The sequence below is a fragment of the Pseudofrankia coriaricola genome (assembly GCF_032027725.1).
GTDB lineage: Bacteria > Actinomycetota > Actinomycetes > Frankiales > Frankiaceae > Pseudofrankia.
On sequence record NZ_JASNFO010000009.1, the window covers coordinates 66,983 to 84,405 of the forward strand.

The window sequence follows — 17,423 nt, forward strand, 5'->3', positions numbered from 1 at the left end:
AGCTCGCGAATCGTCTCCGGAAGCTGGTCACGCTGCCACCGGCACTCACGTCGACTCGCGGCCTCGCGGTCGCCTTCCGGGCACGGCGGCACGGGCGGCTTTGATCGCATAGGCGGCAGCACCAAGCTCGTGCGCGGCGACGTGCGCGACGGCCCCGGCCTGACCCGCGGCGTATGCGGCATGCCGGGCGGCCCCTCGCAGGTCTCTGGCCGCGCCCATGGCATGACCGCCCGCCGCGCGAGCCTGCATCATCGTCACCTCGCCGCGCACCCAAGCGCGGGCATGCTCGATCGCCTGACGCGGTCGTAGGTCCTCTGGCCGAGCCGACTCGAACAGGTCGAGCACATGCTCCGCGCAGGATGCCGCCCACAGGGCGAGGAGATGGTGATCTGAATCGGTGAGGGTCCCACCGCGGCGGATCGTCACGAAGCGAGGGTCCCGGACCCTTGGGAGGATCATGGTGAAACCCCTCCGCCGACTCACTGACAGCCAACGCCGACCCGTGACTGGCATCTCGGACTCGAGTTGAGACCGCTTGGGCGAGCTTATCGACCGGCACGAGATCAACACCCTCGACGACCTCGTCCGCGAAGCGAACGCCTACCGGAAGATCCTCAACCAGATCCGGCCGCGCGAAGCCCTCGGCTTCCCTCGGCCGATCGAGTTCCACAACAATCCCGCCCTCAAATCCCCATCAAGATCCAGAACGGCCAAGGGCTTGCAGAAAAACCCGTAGCATCCTTGGCCGTCCGTCTTGGTGTGGTATGGCCTGTACAGAAGCTTTTGGCGACGGCGAAGGAACACCGGCCGTGAGGCGTCGTCCTTGCCGCGGAGGAAGCCTGCGCTCAGGCACGGGTCGGCGGAAACACCTCGGAGACACCGGCAGCGAATGTCCGCTCGGCACGCCAGGAGTGCACCGACAAGATCCTCCTCTACGGCGAACACCACACCACCACCGTGTTCGACGAGTTCGCCCGCCACTTCAACGACCACCGTCCCCACCAGGGGCGAGACCAGCGCCCACCGCCATGCCGTCGAAGGCAAGGAAGACGAGTTCAACGAGTGGTACGACAACGTCCACGTGCGTGAGGTGATGGCGACGCCGGGGATGGTCTCGGCGCAGCGCTACACCCTGCGTGACACGGAGATGAGCCGGATGGTCGGTACCCAGCCGACGCACCGGTACCTCCTCGTCTACGAGATGGACGACGACCCGGACGTCGTCATGGGCAAGGTCCGGGAGGCGGTCGAGGCCGGAGCGATCCAGATGCACGAGTCGCTGGACCTCGGGTCCGTGCTGATGTCCTTCTGGTCACCGCACGGCCCGAAGCTGCACGGCCCGACGCTCGACGCGTGACGGTCTACGCGGCGTCGTCCGGCGCGGCGCACGCCGTTTGCTAGTTGGTCAGGTCACCGGGGACGGGTCGGGGGCGGTGCGGCTGGTGCCGACGGGCGTCGTTGTGTACCCCGGGGGGTATGCTGCCAGTGGAGGTGGGTGACGTGGAGATGGACGCCAAGGTTTTGTCGGACGCGGTGACGCGGTTGAAGCGTGCACATGGTCAGCTGGGCGCCGTGATCGGCATGATCGAGGACGGCGACGACTGTGAGCGGGTGCTGACGCAGCTCGCAGCGGTGTCGCGGGCGCTGGACAAGGCCGGCTTCAAGATCATCTCCACGGGTATGCGTCAGTGTCAGGCCGCTCGGGAGCGTGGGGAGCAGCCGCCGCTGACCGAGGAGCAGTTGGAGAAGCTGTTCATGGCCCTGTCCTGACCTGGCTCGATCGGCACCCCCTCTGGTCCTGTCGTGGTCGTCCCGCGCCGATCTGTGTCCGCAATATACCCCCCCGGGTATAAGTGTCGAGGATTTGGATGATGACGGTTGGTGAGATCGGTGTGGTGGAGCCGCGCCGCGGCATCGGCAGAGTGCTGCTGGCCGTGCGCGGTGCTCAGGAGTCCGCCGAGGGGCAGGCGCCCGACGCGGTGAACGTCCCGCTGTGGGGATTGAACGTGTGCGCCGGCCGGTGGGCGGCCAGGGACGTGGTGACGGGGCGCCGCTCCGGAGCGGGTGGCGCGATGGCCGCGGAGGTAGTCGAGACCACTGGCGCGCGGTCGTGGGCGTTGTCCGGCGGTATGCGGGTCTGGGCGAAGGCGGGCTACCCGGTTGAGCGGAACGCCGGTTGACGCGCGCGATCAGAAGGAGAAGGGAGCAGAAGGTGAGTGGTGTTGAGGTCCAGGTCGTGGAGACCTCGTCGTTGGGTGACCGCAGCTACCTGGCTCATGACGGGCTGGTCGCGCTCGTGGTCGATCCGCAGCGTGACATCGACCGGGTCCTTGCCTTGGCAGGCCGGCTCGGGGTGCGGGTCACGCATGTGGCTGAAACGCATCTGCATAACGACTATGTGTCGGGCGGGCTCGCCTTGGCGCGGGTGACCGGCGCCCGGTATCTGGTCGCCGCTGCCGACGAGGTGGGCTTCGACCGGCTGCCGGTCGCCGACGGCGACGAGGTGGTGGTGTCGGACCCGATGCGGCTGCGCGTGGTGGCTGCCCCCGGGCACACGTTCCACCACCTGTCCTACGTCCTCGGCGGTCCCGACGGGCCGGTGGGGGTGTTCACCGGCGGGTCGCTGCTGTTCGGGACTACCGGCCGTACCGACCTGCTCGGCCAGCGGCACGCCCACACCCTGGCCGGGTACCAGCACGACTCGGTGCGCCGGCTGGCCGACCTACTGCCCGACGGCGCGCAGGTGTGGCCGACCCACGGGTTCGGCAGCTTCTGCTCAGCTACCCAGTCCGACGCCACCGCCTCCACGGTCGGCCGGGAGCGGCGGGTCAATCCGGCGCTGCGGCTGGAGACCGACACGTTCGTCAGCGAAACCCTGGCCGGGCTCGACGCCTACCCCGCCTACTACGCGCACATGGGCGCCCGCAACGCCGACGGCGCCGCCCCGATCGACCTCACGCCGGCGCACCGGGCCGACGCGGCCGAGCTACGCGAGCGGATCGCCGCCGGCGAGTGGGTGATCGACCTGCGCTCACGCAAAGCATTCGCGCAACGGCACCTGGCGGGCACGCTGAGCTTCGGCCTGGACGGGCCGATGTCCACCTGGCTGGGCTGGATGGCCCCGTGGGGCGCGCCGATCACCCTGCTCGGGGAGAGCGAGCAGCAGGTCGCCGATGCCCAGCGCGAACTCGCCCGCATCGGCATCGACCGGCCCGCCGCCGCGGCAACCGGCCACCCCGACGCCTGGGCCGGCCGGGACGAGCACCGCCTCGCCGAGCTCACCACCGCCACATTCGTCGACCTCGCCGCCGCCCGCGTCGGCACCGTCCCGCACGGCCTGCCCGTGCCGGACGTCGTGCTCGATGTGCGGATGGGCAACGAGTGGCGCACCGGCCACCTCGACGGCGCCGTGCACATCCCCCTGCCCGAACTGCCCACCCGGCTCGACGACGTGCCCGCCGGCACCGTCTGGGTGCACTGCGGCTCCGGCTACCGCGCCGCCGCCGCGAGCAGCCTGCTGCAACGCGCCGGCCGCCGGGTGGTGCACCTCGACGACGCCTACGCCAAGGCCGTCGACGCGGGCCTGACCATCGTCAACGGCAAGGAGACCTTGTGACCAGCCGAACCCCGGCCGCCCTCGCGGCCACCGCACTGCAACACCTCATCGCCACGGCCAACGCACCACGACTGATCGACGTGCGTACCCCGGGCGAGTTCGAGGCCGCGCACATCCCCGGCTCCTACAACGTGCCACTCGATGTGCTGCGCGAGCACCGCGACGAACTGCGGGCACATCTCGACGAGGAGGTCGTGCTTGTCTGCCGCTCCGGGCAACGCGCCACCGCGGCCGAACAGGCCCTCGCGGCGGCGGGCCTGTCGAACCTGCGGATCCTGGACGGGGGCATCAGCGCCTGGCAGGCCGCCGGCGCCCCCGTGCACGGAGGCAAGCGTCGCTGGGACCTGGAACGGCAGGTCCGCCTTGTCGCCGGATCCATCGTGCTGACCGCGGTCCTGGCCAGCGTGGCAGTCCCGCCAGCGAAATGGGCCGCGGCGGTCATCGGTGCCGGGCTGACGTTCGCAGCCCTGTCCAACACCTGCGTGATGGGGATGCTGCTGGCCAAACTGCCCTACAACCGCGGCCCCCGCCTCGACGTTGACGGCGTGATCGCCGCCCTGGCTGCCCCCCGGGCGTGATCGCCGCCCTTGGCCTCGGCGCGCTGATCGGGATCCTGCTCGGCCTGCTCGGCGGCGGCGGCTCCATCCTGGCCGTCCCCGCCCTGGTCTACGGCGCCGGGATCCCACTGAAAGCCGCGGTGCCGACATCGCTGCTGGTCGTGGGGATCTCCTCGGCCGCCGCTCTGCTGCCCCGGCTACGCGCCCGGCAGATCCGCTGGCGCATCGCCGCGATCGTCGGCGCCGCCGGGGCGGTGGCCGCATTCGGTGGCGCAGCCGTCAACCGGCTGCTCGACCCCCGCATCGTGCTGATCGGCTTCGCCGGCCTCATGGTTCTCGCCGCGGTCCGGATGCTGCGCGGTGACAGCGAAGCCGGTGGCGACTGCGCCCTACCCGACGGCGGCGTCAACTGGCGCGGCTGCCTGCCCAAATCCATCGGCACCGGAATCGTGGTCGGGTTCCTCACCGGCCTGTTCGGCGTCGGCGGCGGCTTCCTCATCATCCCCGCCCTCGTCCTGCTCCTCGGCCTGCCCGCACCCGCCGCGATCGGCACCTCACTGGTCATCATCGTGATCAACTCGGGTGCCGGGTTTGCTGCCCACGCCGGCGACGCCGCCCTCGACTACCGCATCGCCGGCGCGTTCACCGCCGCCGCGGTCATCGGCTCGCTGACCGCGGGACGGTTCGCGACCCGCCTGCCCGCCCAGCGACTCAGCCGCGCCTTCGCCTACCTCGTCCTCGCCATCGCGACGTTCGTCGTCCTCCAAGCCATCATCAGCCCACCTACCAGCTGATCCCGTCCGCGCCCACGGCGACACCGCCGTGCTCGTCGGCAAGACCCGCTTCGTCGTCAACGGCGGCAGCGTGTTCAAACGGGAGTGTCAACACCGAGGTGTACACGAAGAAGGACGGCCGCTGGAAGCTCGTCAACCTCCACGCCTGCTCGGGGAGCTTCTGACCGGTGGTCGCATCGGGAACGGGCGCGGCGTTGTTGGCCGGTCGGCGGGGGTCGGCGAGGACGGGCGCGTAGAGGGCGAGGCCAGGCGGTTGGCGGCAAGCATGTCGTGGCGGGCATTGCGGACCTGCGCTCGGGCGCCCATGAACTCGGCGGTAGGTATGGCCCGCGGCGTGAGGCAGGTACTGGCGTTACCTGGAAGACCAGGCACTCCCCGCGGCAGGCGGTGGCGCCTTGACTGGACGGCGTGGACCGAGCGAGTAGCACAGCACCCAGCCCGTCGACATCGGGGGAGCCGACTGACAGTCGGCGCACGACGGCGATCCTCGCGATCATCCTGGTCAGCTACTTCATGATCCTCCTGGATAGCTCGATCATCTTCACCGCGCTGCCCACGATCCGCGCCGCGATGCACTACTCATCGACGGGGTTGGCATGGGTGCAGGACGCCTACACCCTGGTGTTCGGTGGTCTGCTGCTGCTCGGCGCCCGGGCTGGTGACCTGCTGGGCCGCCGGCGGGTGTTCGTGGCCGGTCTGGGAGTGTTCGCCCTCTCGTCCCTGCTCGCGGCGGCTGCCGTGCGCGACTGATCCGCGCGGCCCACAGCGACGGAGACGTCCTCACCGAGAAGGGACAGGCCAGTGATCAGCACATGGAACGACGACGAACTGGGGCGCATCGGTGACGCGACCGAGCTGCAGGTCGCCTCGCGCCGCACGGACGGGTCGTTGCGGCCCTACGTGACCATCTGGGTGGTCCGCCGCGACGCGGATCTCTACGTCCGCTCGGCCTACGGCAGCGACAACCCGTGGTTCCGCCGCGCCAGGGCCAGCGGCCAGGGCCGCGTCCGCGCAGGCGGGATCGAACGCGACGTCATGTTCTCCGTCCCGCCCAAGGATGTGCACCGCGGCATCGACGCGGCCTACCACGCCAAGTACGACCAGTACGGGCCGCAGATCGTCGGCAGCGTCGTCGGCGCCCACGCCGCCCCCGTCACCCTGCGACTCGACCCACAGAACTGACCTCGACGAAGGGACGCAGTTGTGCCTGACAGCATCAGCACGCTCACCCTCACGGCCGGGTAATCCCGGAGGCGTGACACGACCGATCCCTCATGCCGATCACCGAGAAGCACCACCGTGTGTGCCACCCACGTGCGGCGCCGACGTCGACCCGTCCAGCGCCAGCGCGTGAACGCCAGACCGCTGTGCGGCGGGTTTCAAGCATTGCCGCTACTCCTGGGGCAACGGGGGGGCTTGGCCATGTTGGGGATGCCTGGCCGCGGCCGGTCGGACCAGAACTGGGACGCGCGCGGGATCGGGTGTCGGGATCGGGTGTGGGGGAGCGGGATCTGCCGTTACCGTCAGACCCCTGTCGTTAGCGCGTCCTCGTCCGACGGGCGGCGCTGGCCTAGGAAGGGAGTGCCTGGATGGGCGGGCCGCTGGACGGGGTGAAGGTGGTTGAGCTGGGGGTCGTGGTGGCCGGCCCGGCATGCGCCGGGATCCTGCTCGACTGGGGTGCCGCGGATCATCGCCCTGAAGGACGCAGGCGCCATTCCGTAGCGTCCTGGGTCGTCAATGCTTTCGCGGTGGTAGGCGAGGGTCCCGGGTCTCGTCCGCTCTCTTGGTTCGGATGAATGCCGGGGCCGGCGGCCGGCATCCACGGGGCTTCCGGCCCGGTTATGACGCGGGCTTGGCGGGGTGTTTGATGCCGAGGGCGTTGAGCCAGATACGGGTGAGCTCGTCGACGGCCTTGTCGGCGTCGAAGTCGACGGGGTCGTGGGAGTTGAAAAGGAGCTCAGCGAAGTAGGCGACCATGCCGCCGAGTGCCTGGGCGGCGTAGGCGGGTTCGACGTCGGGGTCGGCGAGGCCGTCGGCCTGGAGTTGGCGGATGCGGCGTTCGATGCTGTGGGCGAAGGCGTCCTGGCGTTGGAAGCGGATGCGCCAGACGTCGACGTCGATGGTGGCGACCTGGTGGATGACGCGCATGATGCCGGCGTTGGCCGCGTAGGTGCGCAGGTAGTGCTCGTTGGCCGCGCGAATGCGCTCGATGGCGTCGGCGCCGGTGGTGCCAGCCGCACCCGCACCAGCCGCACCGGCACCAGTTGCCCCCGCGCCGCCACCGCCGACGCCGACGGCGAGCAGGTCGAGCTCGACGGAGTCGACGACCTTGCGGAAGATTTCCTCTTTGGAGATGAAATAGGTATAGAAGGAGCCGTGTGAGGTGCCGGCCTCGTCGCAGATGTCTGCTACCCGTGCGTGGAGGAAGCCGTCGCGCTCGAACACCACCCGCGCCGCGTCGAGGAGCTGGTCGCGGGTTTGCCGGCCGCGGCTGGTGCGGCCGGTGCCACGTCGTTTGGCTCTGGCCTCTCCCTGCCAGCCGCGGCTGGCGTTGGGAATGGAGGCTATTTGCTCGACGGGTCTCGTTCCTTCAGACATTGCAGTCCTCTCCGACGACATAAACCGTGGCACGGCTGAGTACGGCTACCTGTCGTCCAGGGACAGGATCGTGTGCATAGTAGTGATGCTGGCGCTCGATGCGCTGCCTTTTGGGCGGGTGCCACGGTTCTCCGGGGAGATGGCCGACGGTCGGTGACCAAGCGCTGCCGGGCAGCGTCGAGCGTAGCAGCGGCAACATGCTCTGACAGCCTGGCGGAACCGTGCTTCCCCCGCACCTCGCCGAAGGTGCCAGTCGCGGGGCTGGGCGGACGAGCTGGCGCTGTGCCTCGCTCGCGGCCTCTCACGGCGTGACTCTCCATCTCGCCCGTCGCACACCTCCGGTTCGCTCGACGCTGACGTGGCCCGAGGGCCCGTGGGCTCAACGGTCCGAGAGCCCGAGCCAGGTCGCCTGGGCCGCGGGAGCCGCCGGTCCGCCCTTCCTCGTCGTCTCGACGACGGGAACCGGCCCACCTCTCGCGCCGACTCCCGCTGGGAGGTACCCGGACAAAACCACCAACAGCAGGGGTTGTACGCTCCCATGGTGCGGGAACTTTGAGGTCGACGTCAACATCGGAGTCCAGGCGAGATGCCCATGCGAGATGTTGCGTCCAGATCCGCGCCTACAGACGGGAGCCGCGAGTTGACCCCCTCGGAGCACCTCCCCGCGTTGCTGCGGGTAGAGGATGTCTCGATCAGCTTCGGAGGTATCAAGGCCGTCGATCAGGTGTCGTTCACCCTGGACCGCGGCTGCTGCGGGATCATCGGGCCCAACGGCGCGGGCAAGACGACGCTGCTGGACGCCCTGGCCGGTGTCCTCGTCCCCCGAGCGGGACGGATCCTGCTCGATGGCCAGAACCTGACCAGGAGATCGTCGGCCTGGCGCGCACAGCATGGCATCCGCCGGACCTTCCAGCGTCACCAGGCCTTCGGCTGGCTGACCGTCGAGGAGAACCTCCTGGTGGCGTGCGAGTGGCGGGGCCGAGGTCGGAGGATCCTGGCCGATCTGCTGGCGGCCCGCTCGTCGCGTCGCCGCAGGGAGGCGCACCTGGAGCGTATCGAGCATGTCCTGGAGCTGTGCGGGCTCCTGTCGGTTCGTGACCAGCGGGCGGCGACTCTGCCGATCGGGCAGGTGCGGCTGATGGAGTTCGCCCGGGCGATCGTGGACGAGCCGCGGCTGTTGCTGCTGGACGAGCCGACGTCGGGCCTGGGGCCGGCGGACACCGAGCGGCTCGGTTCCGTGGTCTCGGAGCTGACGTCGAAGGGTGAGTGCGCGGCGATTCTCGTCGAGCACGATCTCGACTTCGTCGTCGGGCTGTGCGACCGGCTGATGGTGCTCACGTCCGGCCAGATCCTCACCAGTGGTGACCCGGCCGAGGTCTGCCGGGACCCCCGGGTTGTCTCCGCCTACATCGGGACGGCGTAGATGGACAAGTTCTTCAGCCTGGTTCTGAGCGGCGGTGTGTCGGGCGCGGTCTACTCGCTGCTCGCGATCGGTCTGGTGCTGAACTACCAGACGGCCCGGATATTCAACTTCGGCCACGGCGCGACGGCGTTCTCGGCCGCGTTCCTCTTCTACCAGTTGAACACCGGGCTGGGCTGGTCGAAGTGGGCCGCCCTCGTCGTGACGGTGTTCCTGTTCGCGCCGCTGGCCGGGCTGCTGTGGGACCGGCTGGTCTTCCGCCGGCTGGCCGGCGCGGGCGAGGCGGCGGCGACGGTCGCGAGCGTCGGGATTCTGATCACGATGCCGGCGCTCGTGCAGTGGTTCTGTGACGTGCTGCGCGGGACGTTCGGCGTCGGGTTCGTGGACACCTCGACGGCGTATGTGGTTCCGGGGATAGGGCCGAACCCGCCGCGGAACTTCCGGGTGACGTCCGGGCTGGTGATCAGCTCGAACCAGCTCATCGCGCTGGTGGTCGCGCTGGTCGCCTTCCTGGGTCTGTGGCTGCTGCTGCGCTTCACGGCGCTGGGGCTGCGGATGCGGGCGGCGGTCGACAAACCGGAGCTGGTGCGGCTGCGCGGGACGAACACGAACACGACCTCAGGCGTGGCCTGGGTGCTGAGCTTCTTTCTCGCCGGGCTGGCCGGTGTGCTCGCGGCGCCGCTGCCCGGCACGTTCGGCCTGACGGGGGACAACTACACGCTGGCGTTGTTCGTGGCCGCGACCGCGGCGGTGATCGCGGGTCTGCGGTCGTTCCCGGTCGCGTTTCTGGCGGGGCTGCTCATCGGCGCCGCCCGCAACCTCGCCGAGGGGTATGTCAGCGGCCAGTACCTGGGCCCGGTGGGTTCGTGGATCGAGGGTGTCTACGGGCTGAGGTCGTCGCTGCCGTACTGGGTGCTGATCGTCGCCCTGGTCGTGGTCGGCATGGAGCGGCGCCGTCGGGTGGCGGGGACCAGCAGCGAGGCGACCCCGCCGCCGGACTACCTCGCGGACCTGCCGCGGTGGCGCCGGCATCTGCCGTGGGTCGTCGCCGGCGCCCTGCTGCTGATCTACGGGCTCTTCCTGGCGGACAGCACGTGGCGGACGATCGTGCTGAGCGGGCTGGCGCTGGCGATCGTGTTCATGTCGTTCACCGTGGTGACCGGCCTCGGGGGAATGGTCAGCCTGGCGCAGTCGACGTTCGTCACGGTCGCCGCCCTCAGCGCCGGCTGGGCGGTGGGGCACGGCTGGCCGTTCCTGCTGGCGCTGCTGCTCGGCGTCGTCGCGGCGACGGCGATCGGGGTGGTGGTGGCGCTTCCGGCGCTGCGCCTCGGGGGAGTCGCCCTCACCCTCGCCACCCTCGCCTTGGCGCTGCTGGGATTCTCGGTGCTGTTCAACATCGCCGGCTTCACCAATGGCACGGAGGGGTGGCGGCTCGCGTTCCCCGCGGTCGGCTCGCTGGACTTCGCGGATGACCGGGTGATGGTCGTCGTGCTGTTCGTGCTGGTGCTGGCGGTCGCGGGCATCGTCGGGAACCTGGAACGCTCGGCGGCCGGGCGGGCGATGGCGGCGGTGCGGTCCAGCGCGCCGGGAGCGGCCGCCAGCGGTGTGCCGCTCGGGCTCACCAAGCTCACGATCTTCGGCGTGTCCGCGGCGTTGGCGGGGTTCGGCGGGGTGCTGCTCGCCTGCGTCCAGGGCACCGCGCGGGGGTTCTCCTGGCCGCCGATCATGGGATTTCTCTGGCTCGCCACGGTGGTGATCTTCGGGGTTCGCCGCCCGCAGGGCGCCATCGTGGCCGGCCTGGTGTCGGTGGCACTGCCGCGGGTCATCAGCCACGGCCTTCACCTGGGGTCGGTGGGCTGGAGCGGGACGAGCTCGCCTGTGGTCGCGCAGATTCTGTTCGGGCTCGGCGCGATCGGCCTGGCCCAGCAGCCCGAGGGCACGCTGGCGTCGGTGTCCGCGCTGCGGCACCGCCGGCGGCTGGCCGCCCGCCCTGCCGGGGTGACGGACACGGCCACGGCGGTGATGCCGGGCACCCTCCCGCTCGGCGTGACCTCGCCAGCGCTCGCCGCCCCCGCGGGCGGGCCGGCGTCGGCACCGGCAGGCTCGTCGGCATCGCCGGCGGGCTCGCCGCTGCTCGAGCTGCGGGGGGTGCGGGCCGGGTACGGGGAGGTCGAGGTTCTGCACGGCCTGGACCTGGCGGTGGCGCCGGGCGGTGTGCTGACGTTGCTGGGGGCCAACGGCGCGGGCAAGAGCACGCTGTGCCGGACGGTCGCCGGGCTGACCTCGTGCGTCGCCGGGCGGGTGCTGTTCCGGGGCGAGGATGTGACGGCCGCGCCGGCGCATGAGCGTTCCCGGATGGGCATCGTGCTGGTTCCGGAGTCCCGGGGCATCTTCCCCAGCCTGACGGTCGAGGAGAACCTTCAGCTGTGGCTGCGTGACCAGGCCCTGCGGGACGGCGTCTACGACCGGTTCCCGAACCTGGCCGCCCGGCGCGGGGTCGAGGCGGGCAACCTTTCCGGCGGTGAGCAGCAGATGCTCAGCCTGGCGCCCTTCATCGCGCGGCCGCCCGCGTTGCTGCTCGCCGACGAGCCGACGCTGGGGCTGTCGGTGAAGGTCGCCGGCGAGGTGCTGGCCGCGCTGCGGGTCCTGCGGGACGAGGGGACGACCCTGATCCTGGTCGAGGAGAAGGCGCAGGAGGTGCTGACCCTCGCCGACCAGGTCGGTGCCCTTTCGCTCGGCCGGCTGCAGTGGCTGCGCGCCGCCGCGGACCTTGATCCCGACGAGCTCACTTCCGCATATCTCGGCGGCGCGGCCACCGTCTGAGGCGGCGCCCGTCGGGTCCTGAAATCTCTGACTGGGAGAGACCTGTGATCTTCTTGCGTTCGCGCCGGGCGCGGGCCGGGCTGGCCGGCGTCGCGGCGCTGGTGGCCGCGGCCACGTTCGCCTCGTGCAGTTCCACCACCGACAACGGCACCTCCTCGGCACCCGTGGACCTGGGTAAGCCGATGGACGCCGCCGCCGCCAGCAAGCTGGCGATCGAGAAGGCGGGGCCGATCCAGTTCGCGACCGGCAGCACGGTCCGCGGCGTGAACGGCAAGGTCATCACGATCGGCGGTGTCGCCGACGTCAAGGACTCGACCGGTATCGAGAACTTCCCGGGCGTGTGCGACGGCGCGAAGGCGCGGTTCGAACGCGCCAACCGCGAGGGCGGGGTGAACGGCTACACGTTCTCCTACGCGGGCTGCACCGACAGCGGCGGCGACCCGACCAAGTCCAAGGACGCCGTGACCGAGATGGTCGAGGACAAGAAGGTCTTCGGCCTGGTGCCCTTCAGCGCGTCGGTCTCCACCGTCGGCGACTACCTCAACGACGAGCACGTGCCCTACTTCGGCTGGGGCATCTCGACCGACTACTGCGGCTGGAACAACCGGCAGTTCGGCTTCTCCATCACCCAATCGGTCGCCTGCACGGCCGTGCTGCCCGGTCAGACGTTCTACTCGTCCGCCGGCCTGGAAAGCTACCTGGCGGGCACCGGCAAGAAGCCAGCCGACGTGAGCGCCGCGTTCGTCGGGCTGGGCGCTGCCGCGTCGGAGAACTCCGTGAAGAGTTTCGCGAAGATGGCCGTCGGGCTGGGCATGAAGGCCCCCTATGCCAAGTCCCCGATCCCGGGCCCCGGGGCGCCGCCGCTGTCCGACTACACCCCGATCGCCCGGGACATCATCGCCAGTGGCGCGAACCTGGTCGCGTCGACGACGACTCCGGCCACGATCTTCCCGCTGGTGGCCGCGCTGCGCTCCTCGGGCTACACCGGCGACATTCTGATCTACTTCGCCGACCCGCGCCTCGCTCCGCTGGCCGACCAGCTCGACAAGGTGTACGCGATGACGCCGAACTTCGGCTCGGACGTCTTCCCGAGCGCCACGTTCAAGCAGATCGACGCCGACCTGAAGGCCGTCGGTTCGCAGGCGGACGCCGGCGCCTCCGGAACGCTGACCTCGTATGGTGCCGCGGACCTGTTCCTCAAGGCGTTCGCGAAGATCAGTGGTCCGGTGACCACCGAGGCGCTCGTCAAGGTGCTCAACTCCGGGTTCGACTACCCGGCGCTGGGCAACGCCATGTGCGGCTCGACCTGGCCGGCCGGAAGGGTCCTGGGCAACGACTGCGCCGCACTCGTCAAGTTCGACGGAGCGAAGAAGGCCATCGTCCCCATCAAGGACCTCCAGACCTTCGGCCACGAATACCTGTTCGCGGCCGCGTAACCACTCCTGGCACCCGCCGAAGGCTGTGCGACCGGAATCTGGTCGCACAGCCTTCGGCGTGATGGGCAGTGGTGAGGCACCGTCCACGTCCGGTCCGTGGGTGACCGACGGGCGCCCGCCTGCCTATATCGACGTCAATATTGACAACCAGGTGTGAAGGCGGTCTCATGGGTGGCGTGGGGCAGGACGCATGGATCTTTGACTTCGACGGTCACTACTACGGTCAGCCTGGATCAGCGGAGAGTGATCATGAACATCGATGAGGCGGCCGGCGTCTTCACGGATCCGGGGGCGTATGCCGACGACAAGCGTTTCCACACGGCCACGGCGCTGCTGCGCCGCGAGTCACCGGTGCACCGCGTCGACCACCCGAAGTTCCTGCCGTTCTGGGCCATCACGAAACACGACGACGTCATGGCGATCGCCCGGGACTCCCAGCTGTGGATCAACGCCCCGCGCCCCGCGCTCGGCCCCCGGTCGCAGCGGGACGGCGCGCCCGAGGACATTCCCATCCGGGCGCTGGTGCAGATGGACGCGCCCGACCACCCGGTCTACCGGCACGTCTCCGCGGACTGGTTCAAGCCGGCCGGCATCCGCCAGCTGTCCGACCGGATCGCGGAGCTCGCGAAACGCCACGTGGACCATATGGCCGAGCTCGGCGGCGAGTGCGACTTCTTCACCGATGTGGCCGCGAACTATCCGCTCTATGTGATCCTGTCGCTGCTCGGGCTGCCCGAGGACGACTTCCCGCGGATCTTCAAGCTTACCCAGGAGCTGTTCGGGGCCAACGACGCCGACCTGGCCCGCGACACCGACGACGCGTTCATGGCGACGATGCTGGACTTCTTCAACTACTTCCAGGCGCTGACCGCCGACCGCAGGGCCAATCCCACCGACGACCTCGCGTCGGTGATCGCGAACGCGACCATCCGCGACGAGCCGATCGGTGACCTGGAGGCGATCGGCTACTACGTCCTGATCGCGACCGCCGGCCACGACACGACCAGCTCGGCGCTGTCCGGTGGGCTGCACGCGCTGCTGGAGCACCCCGACCAGTGGCGGCGGCTGTCCGACGACCCGAGCCTGGTGCCGACCGCCGTGGAGGAGATGATCCGCTGGGTCTCGCCGGTCAAGCAGTTCATGCGCACCGCGACCGCGGATACCGAGGTGCGCGGCGTGCCGGTCGCGAAGGGCGAGTCGGTCCTGCTGTCCTACCCGTCGGCGAACCGCGACGAGGACGTCTTCGACCATCCGGAGCGGTTCGACGTCGGCCGCGCCCCCAACCGGCACGTCGCCTTCGGCTTCGGCGCGCACTACTGCCTCGGTACCCACCTGGCCCGGTTGGAGGGCCGGGCGCTGTACGCCGAGCTCATGCCCCGGATCCGCTCGATCGAGCTCGCCGGCCCCGCCGAGTACACGGAGACCCTGTTCGTCGGCGGCCCCAAGCGCCTGCCTATCCGCTACACGATGAGTTGACCCGCTGGGGCGGGGGAGCGGCGCTCCCTCGCCTGCCGGGAGCGCTGTGGGCCTGACGGCCCGACGGCTGGACCGGCCGCGGGGCGTTGCGTTGCCTCCCGCGGCCGGCCCAGGCTTCTGTGGCTACTGGTCCAGCCGGCGGCCACACCAGCGGTTGCGGCTGGCGGGGTCGGGGTTCTTGTCGTCGGGGACGACCTCGTAGCCGGTGCCGGCGTCGTTGACCCGCATGAAGGTGTAGCAGGTGGCGGTCTGGCCCCAGTCCTTCGTCATGTCGACTGGGGCGGGCAGGAGCCCGCCGGCGTCGTACTTGCTGGCACGCAGGGTGTCGATGAACTGGGCGCGGGTCGGGCAGGGCCCGGCCTTGTCCAGGCCATAGAGGAACAGGTCGGTGAGGATGTAGGTGACGAGGGCGAGCTCCTGGTCGGGCGGCTGGAGCTCGGGGGCGTAATTGCTCATCGCCTGCAGGTACTTCTGATGGGCGGGCCCGCCGATCTCGAACGGGACGTAGTTGACCGCGGCGGTCAGGCCGCTGAGCGTCTGGCCGTACTGGTTGACCAGCGACTTGTCGTAGCCGCTGGGCGCGAGCACGACCTTGACCGGCGCGCCGGCCTCCCGGATGCCGCGGACGACCTCGGCCAGGTCGGTGCCGGCGAAGGCGGCGCTCACCACGTCGACCCCGGCCTGCTTCAGCTGCTGGCCGAGCTGGACGGGGTTGGTGATGTTCCCGTTGAAGATGAAATGGCCGGGCGCCATCGGGATGCCGGCCGACACGAAGCTGGCACTGATCTTCGACCCGATGTCGTTGCCGGACGAGGTGACGTCGTTCTGGATGACGGCCGCCCTGGTGCCGCCCTGGGCCTTCGCGAAGTCGCCGAACGTCGAGACCGACGGGCCGTCGTTGAACACGTACGCGTAGGCGAACATGTTGCGGTACCTGTGGTCCGTCCAGAACGGTTCCGCCGGGACGCCCGTCGCCGGGACGCCGTGCTCACGCAGGTAGTCGGCGCCCTGGCTAGCGGCGATGGACGCCTCGACGAGCCCGAAGACCTTCTGGTTCTCCACCAGTTCGCGCACGGACTCGAGGTTCTGGGTGGGCACGCTGCCGTCGTCGCGCCAGGTGTACTCCAGCTTGCGGCCGTGGATTCCGCCGGCCGCGTTCGCCTCGTCGATCCGCGCGGTGAACCCGCCCTTGGCGGCGGTCAGCGAGGAAGCGCCCGCGCCGGTGTCGGGGTAGACGAAGCCCAGCTGGATCGAGTCGTTGGTGTACCCGGGGGTGCCGCAGCTGGCGACCGCGTTGCCGCCCGCGTCACCGCCGCCCGCCGCGCAGCCCGCGGCCAGCACCGCGACCAGGGCGGTGGCCAGCGCCGTGGGCCGGCTCGCGCCGCGCCGGGACCTGGGCCAGGCCTTCGAGCCGGGCGGGGTGTCCCACGAGCGGGAGAACGACCGGTCACGGTGCGGCCGTCGCCGGAGGCGCCGTACCGGCGCGTCGCTCTTCTGGGAGTCGTTGGGCGTGCTGAGCACTCCCGGTCACCCCCAGCCCAGGGTCAGGGACTCGCGCGGGCCGCACAAGGCGCGCGAGGAACGGACTCTCAGGCACTGAGAAGCCAAGATGGTCTCCACGTAGTTTTCTTCCGGTCCGTCAGGATTCCAGGGCCTGCTGCGGGACGACGTCGAGCTCGGGCAGGCCGGCACCGGTCACCGCCGCCGGGTCGAGGTCGTCGGCCAGTGGCAGGAACGCTGGGCGCCTCTTCTGCGTGAAGCTGTCCAGGCCCTCCCGGAAGTCGGGGCTGGTGACGGCCACCGCCATCGCCCGGTAGGAGCGCCGCAGTGCCGTGTCCAGGTCGCTCTGCTGGTCGGCGTGCAACTGGTGGCGGATGAGCGCCAGGGAGGCCGGCGAGCAGTTCTCGGCGATGTCGGCGGCGTAGGCGCGGGCCGCCGCCACGAGATCCGCCGGCTCGACGACCCGGCTCACCAGCCCGAGCGCGAGGGCCTCGTCCGCGTCGAAGACCCGCGCGGACAGCAACAGGTCCGCCGCCCGCTCCGCCCCCACCAGCCTGGGCAGCAGCCAGGTGGCGCCGAACTCCCCGGCCAGGCCGCGCCGGGCGAAGGCGGTGGTGAACCGGGCGCCGCGAGCGGCGAACCGCACGTCGCACAGCAGCGCCTGGACGAGGCCCATGCCGGCGCACGCGCCGTTGACGGCCGCGATCAGAGGCTTGCGCAACGCCCAGGCCCGTACCGGCGAGCGGCGTCCGGACAGGTCCAGGCCGCCGGTGGCGATCCCGTCGAGACGGCCGCTGTCGACTCCCGGGCAGAAGGTCTTGCCCGCGCCGGTCACGACCGCGACCCGGATCCGCGGGTCACGGTCGACATGCTCGAGCGCCTCGAAGTAGCGCAGTTCCATGTCCGGGTTCCAGCCGTTGCGCCGTTCCGGGCGGTTCAGCGTGACGAGGCCGACCCCGTCCGTGCCGACGTGCAGCAGCACCGGCCCGTCCGCGATGACCGCGACGTCGTCGCCGCCCGGTGTGCCGTCGCTGCCTGGGGCGCGGCCGACCGCGCCTTCCGATGACCGCTCGTGCGCCGTCCCCACCTCGTTCCCTGTCATCGTCCCCTCGGTTCGGTGTGCCCGGCTCGGCGCGCGCGATCAGCCAGCACTGCGCGGCCGGCGCGTCGGGCAGGGCGGTAGTGGGGGCGCCACTACGGGCA

At 70.4% G+C, this 17,423-nt stretch carries 18 protein-coding genes; 13 read left to right on the forward strand and 5 right to left on the reverse strand.

The features are described from left to right. Positions 1-45: 45 nt before the first annotated feature. Positions 46-459 (reverse strand): putative immunity protein, encoded by a 414-nt coding sequence (locus tag QOZ89_RS07235; RefSeq protein WP_312623345.1) that lies wholly within the window; start codon positions 457-459, stop codon positions 46-48. Positions 460-535: 76 nt separating this feature from the next. On the opposite strand from QOZ89_RS07235, the gene QOZ89_RS07240 reads away from it, so the two are divergent. From QOZ89_RS07240 to QOZ89_RS07270, 7 genes are all read left to right on the forward strand, one after another. Next, positions 536-736, forward strand: a complete 201-nt coding sequence (locus QOZ89_RS07240; protein WP_312623346.1) for a hypothetical protein — start codon at positions 536-538, stop codon at positions 734-736. 153 nt (positions 737-889) lie between these two features. Then, a complete protein-coding gene (locus QOZ89_RS07245) occupies positions 890-1,357 on the forward strand; it encodes a DUF4286 family protein (protein ID WP_312623347.1) in 468 nt (155 codons plus the stop codon). Between the two features lie 149 nt (positions 1,358-1,506). Beyond that, positions 1,507-1,770: a metal-sensitive transcriptional regulator gene (locus tag QOZ89_RS07250; protein WP_312623366.1), complete on the forward strand. Its 264-nt coding sequence runs from the start codon at positions 1,507-1,509 to the stop codon at positions 1,768-1,770. Between the two features lie 98 nt (positions 1,771-1,868). Then, a complete protein-coding gene (locus tag QOZ89_RS07255) occupies positions 1,869-2,180 on the forward strand; it encodes a rhodanese-like domain-containing protein (RefSeq protein ID WP_312623348.1) in 312 nt (103 codons plus the stop codon). 32 nt (positions 2,181-2,212) lie between these two features. Further along, entirely contained in the window at positions 2,213-3,616 is a 1,404-nt protein-coding gene (locus tag QOZ89_RS07260; protein WP_312623349.1) for an MBL fold metallo-hydrolase, read from the forward strand. After that, the gene (locus QOZ89_RS07265) at positions 3,613-4,194 is read left to right on the forward strand and encodes a rhodanese-like domain-containing protein (protein WP_071051065.1); all 582 of its coding nucleotides are present in this window, start codon (positions 3,613-3,615) and stop codon (positions 4,192-4,194) included. The genes QOZ89_RS07260 and QOZ89_RS07265 overlap by 4 nt, the downstream gene beginning before the upstream one ends. Then, complete coding sequence (locus QOZ89_RS07270) at positions 4,191-4,967, forward strand: sulfite exporter TauE/SafE family protein (protein WP_071051066.1); 777 nt, start codon at positions 4,191-4,193, stop codon at positions 4,965-4,967. Before QOZ89_RS07265 ends, QOZ89_RS07270 begins: the two co-directional genes overlap by 4 nt. Here the strand turns inward: QOZ89_RS07270 and QOZ89_RS07275 are convergent. After that, complete coding sequence (locus QOZ89_RS07275; protein WP_312623350.1) at positions 4,957-5,103, reverse strand: hypothetical protein; 147 nt, start codon at positions 5,101-5,103, stop codon at positions 4,957-4,959. The genes QOZ89_RS07270 and QOZ89_RS07275 overlap by 11 nt on opposite strands. Before the next feature lie 272 nt (positions 5,104-5,375). On the opposite strand from QOZ89_RS07275, the gene QOZ89_RS07280 reads away from it, so the two are divergent. Further along, complete coding sequence (locus tag QOZ89_RS07280; protein WP_071051067.1) at positions 5,376-5,717, forward strand: MFS transporter; 342 nt, start codon at positions 5,376-5,378, stop codon at positions 5,715-5,717. 51 nt (positions 5,718-5,768) lie between these two features. Continuing rightward, entirely contained in the window at positions 5,769-6,149 is a 381-nt protein-coding gene (locus QOZ89_RS07285; RefSeq protein WP_312623351.1) for a DUF2255 family protein, read from the forward strand. A gap of 657 nt (positions 6,150-6,806) precedes the next feature. Here the strand turns inward: QOZ89_RS07285 and QOZ89_RS07290 are convergent. Next, on the reverse strand, positions 6,807-7,565 hold the full coding sequence (locus QOZ89_RS07290; protein WP_312623352.1) for a TetR/AcrR family transcriptional regulator: 759 nt from the start codon (positions 7,563-7,565) through the stop codon (positions 6,807-6,809). A 640-nt stretch (positions 7,566-8,205) separates the two neighbouring features. Between QOZ89_RS07290 and QOZ89_RS07295 the strand changes: the two genes are divergently transcribed. The 4 genes from QOZ89_RS07295 (at position 8,206) to QOZ89_RS07310 (ending at position 14,720) form a co-directional block, all read left to right on the forward strand. Then, positions 8,206-8,988 carry an ABC transporter ATP-binding protein gene (locus QOZ89_RS07295; protein ID WP_312623353.1) on the forward strand — a complete coding sequence of 261 codons (783 nt, stop codon included), beginning with the start codon at positions 8,206-8,208 and terminating at the stop codon, positions 8,986-8,988. After that, a complete protein-coding gene (locus QOZ89_RS07300) occupies positions 8,989-11,808 on the forward strand; it encodes an ABC transporter permease subunit (RefSeq protein WP_312623354.1) in 2,820 nt (939 codons plus the stop codon). A gap of 44 nt (positions 11,809-11,852) precedes the next feature. After that, a complete protein-coding gene (locus QOZ89_RS07305; protein WP_071051071.1) occupies positions 11,853-13,244 on the forward strand; it encodes an ABC transporter substrate-binding protein in 1,392 nt (463 codons plus the stop codon). Positions 13,245-13,493: 249 nt separating this feature from the next. Further along, entirely contained in the window at positions 13,494-14,720 is a 1,227-nt protein-coding gene (locus tag QOZ89_RS07310; RefSeq protein WP_071051108.1) for a cytochrome P450, read from the forward strand. 123 nt (positions 14,721-14,843) lie between these two features. Here the strand turns inward: QOZ89_RS07310 and QOZ89_RS07315 are convergent, their stop codons facing one another. Both QOZ89_RS07315 and QOZ89_RS07320 read right to left on the reverse strand, forming a co-directional pair. After that, positions 14,844-16,241 carry an ABC transporter substrate-binding protein gene (locus tag QOZ89_RS07315; protein WP_312623355.1) on the reverse strand — a complete coding sequence of 466 codons (1,398 nt, stop codon included), beginning with the start codon at positions 16,239-16,241 and terminating at the stop codon, positions 14,844-14,846. Positions 16,242-16,359: 118 nt separating this feature from the next. After that, positions 16,360-17,322: an enoyl-CoA hydratase-related protein gene (locus QOZ89_RS07320; RefSeq protein WP_083419225.1), complete on the reverse strand. Its 963-nt coding sequence runs from the start codon at positions 17,320-17,322 to the stop codon at positions 16,360-16,362. Between the last annotated feature and the right edge of the window lie 101 nt (positions 17,323-17,423).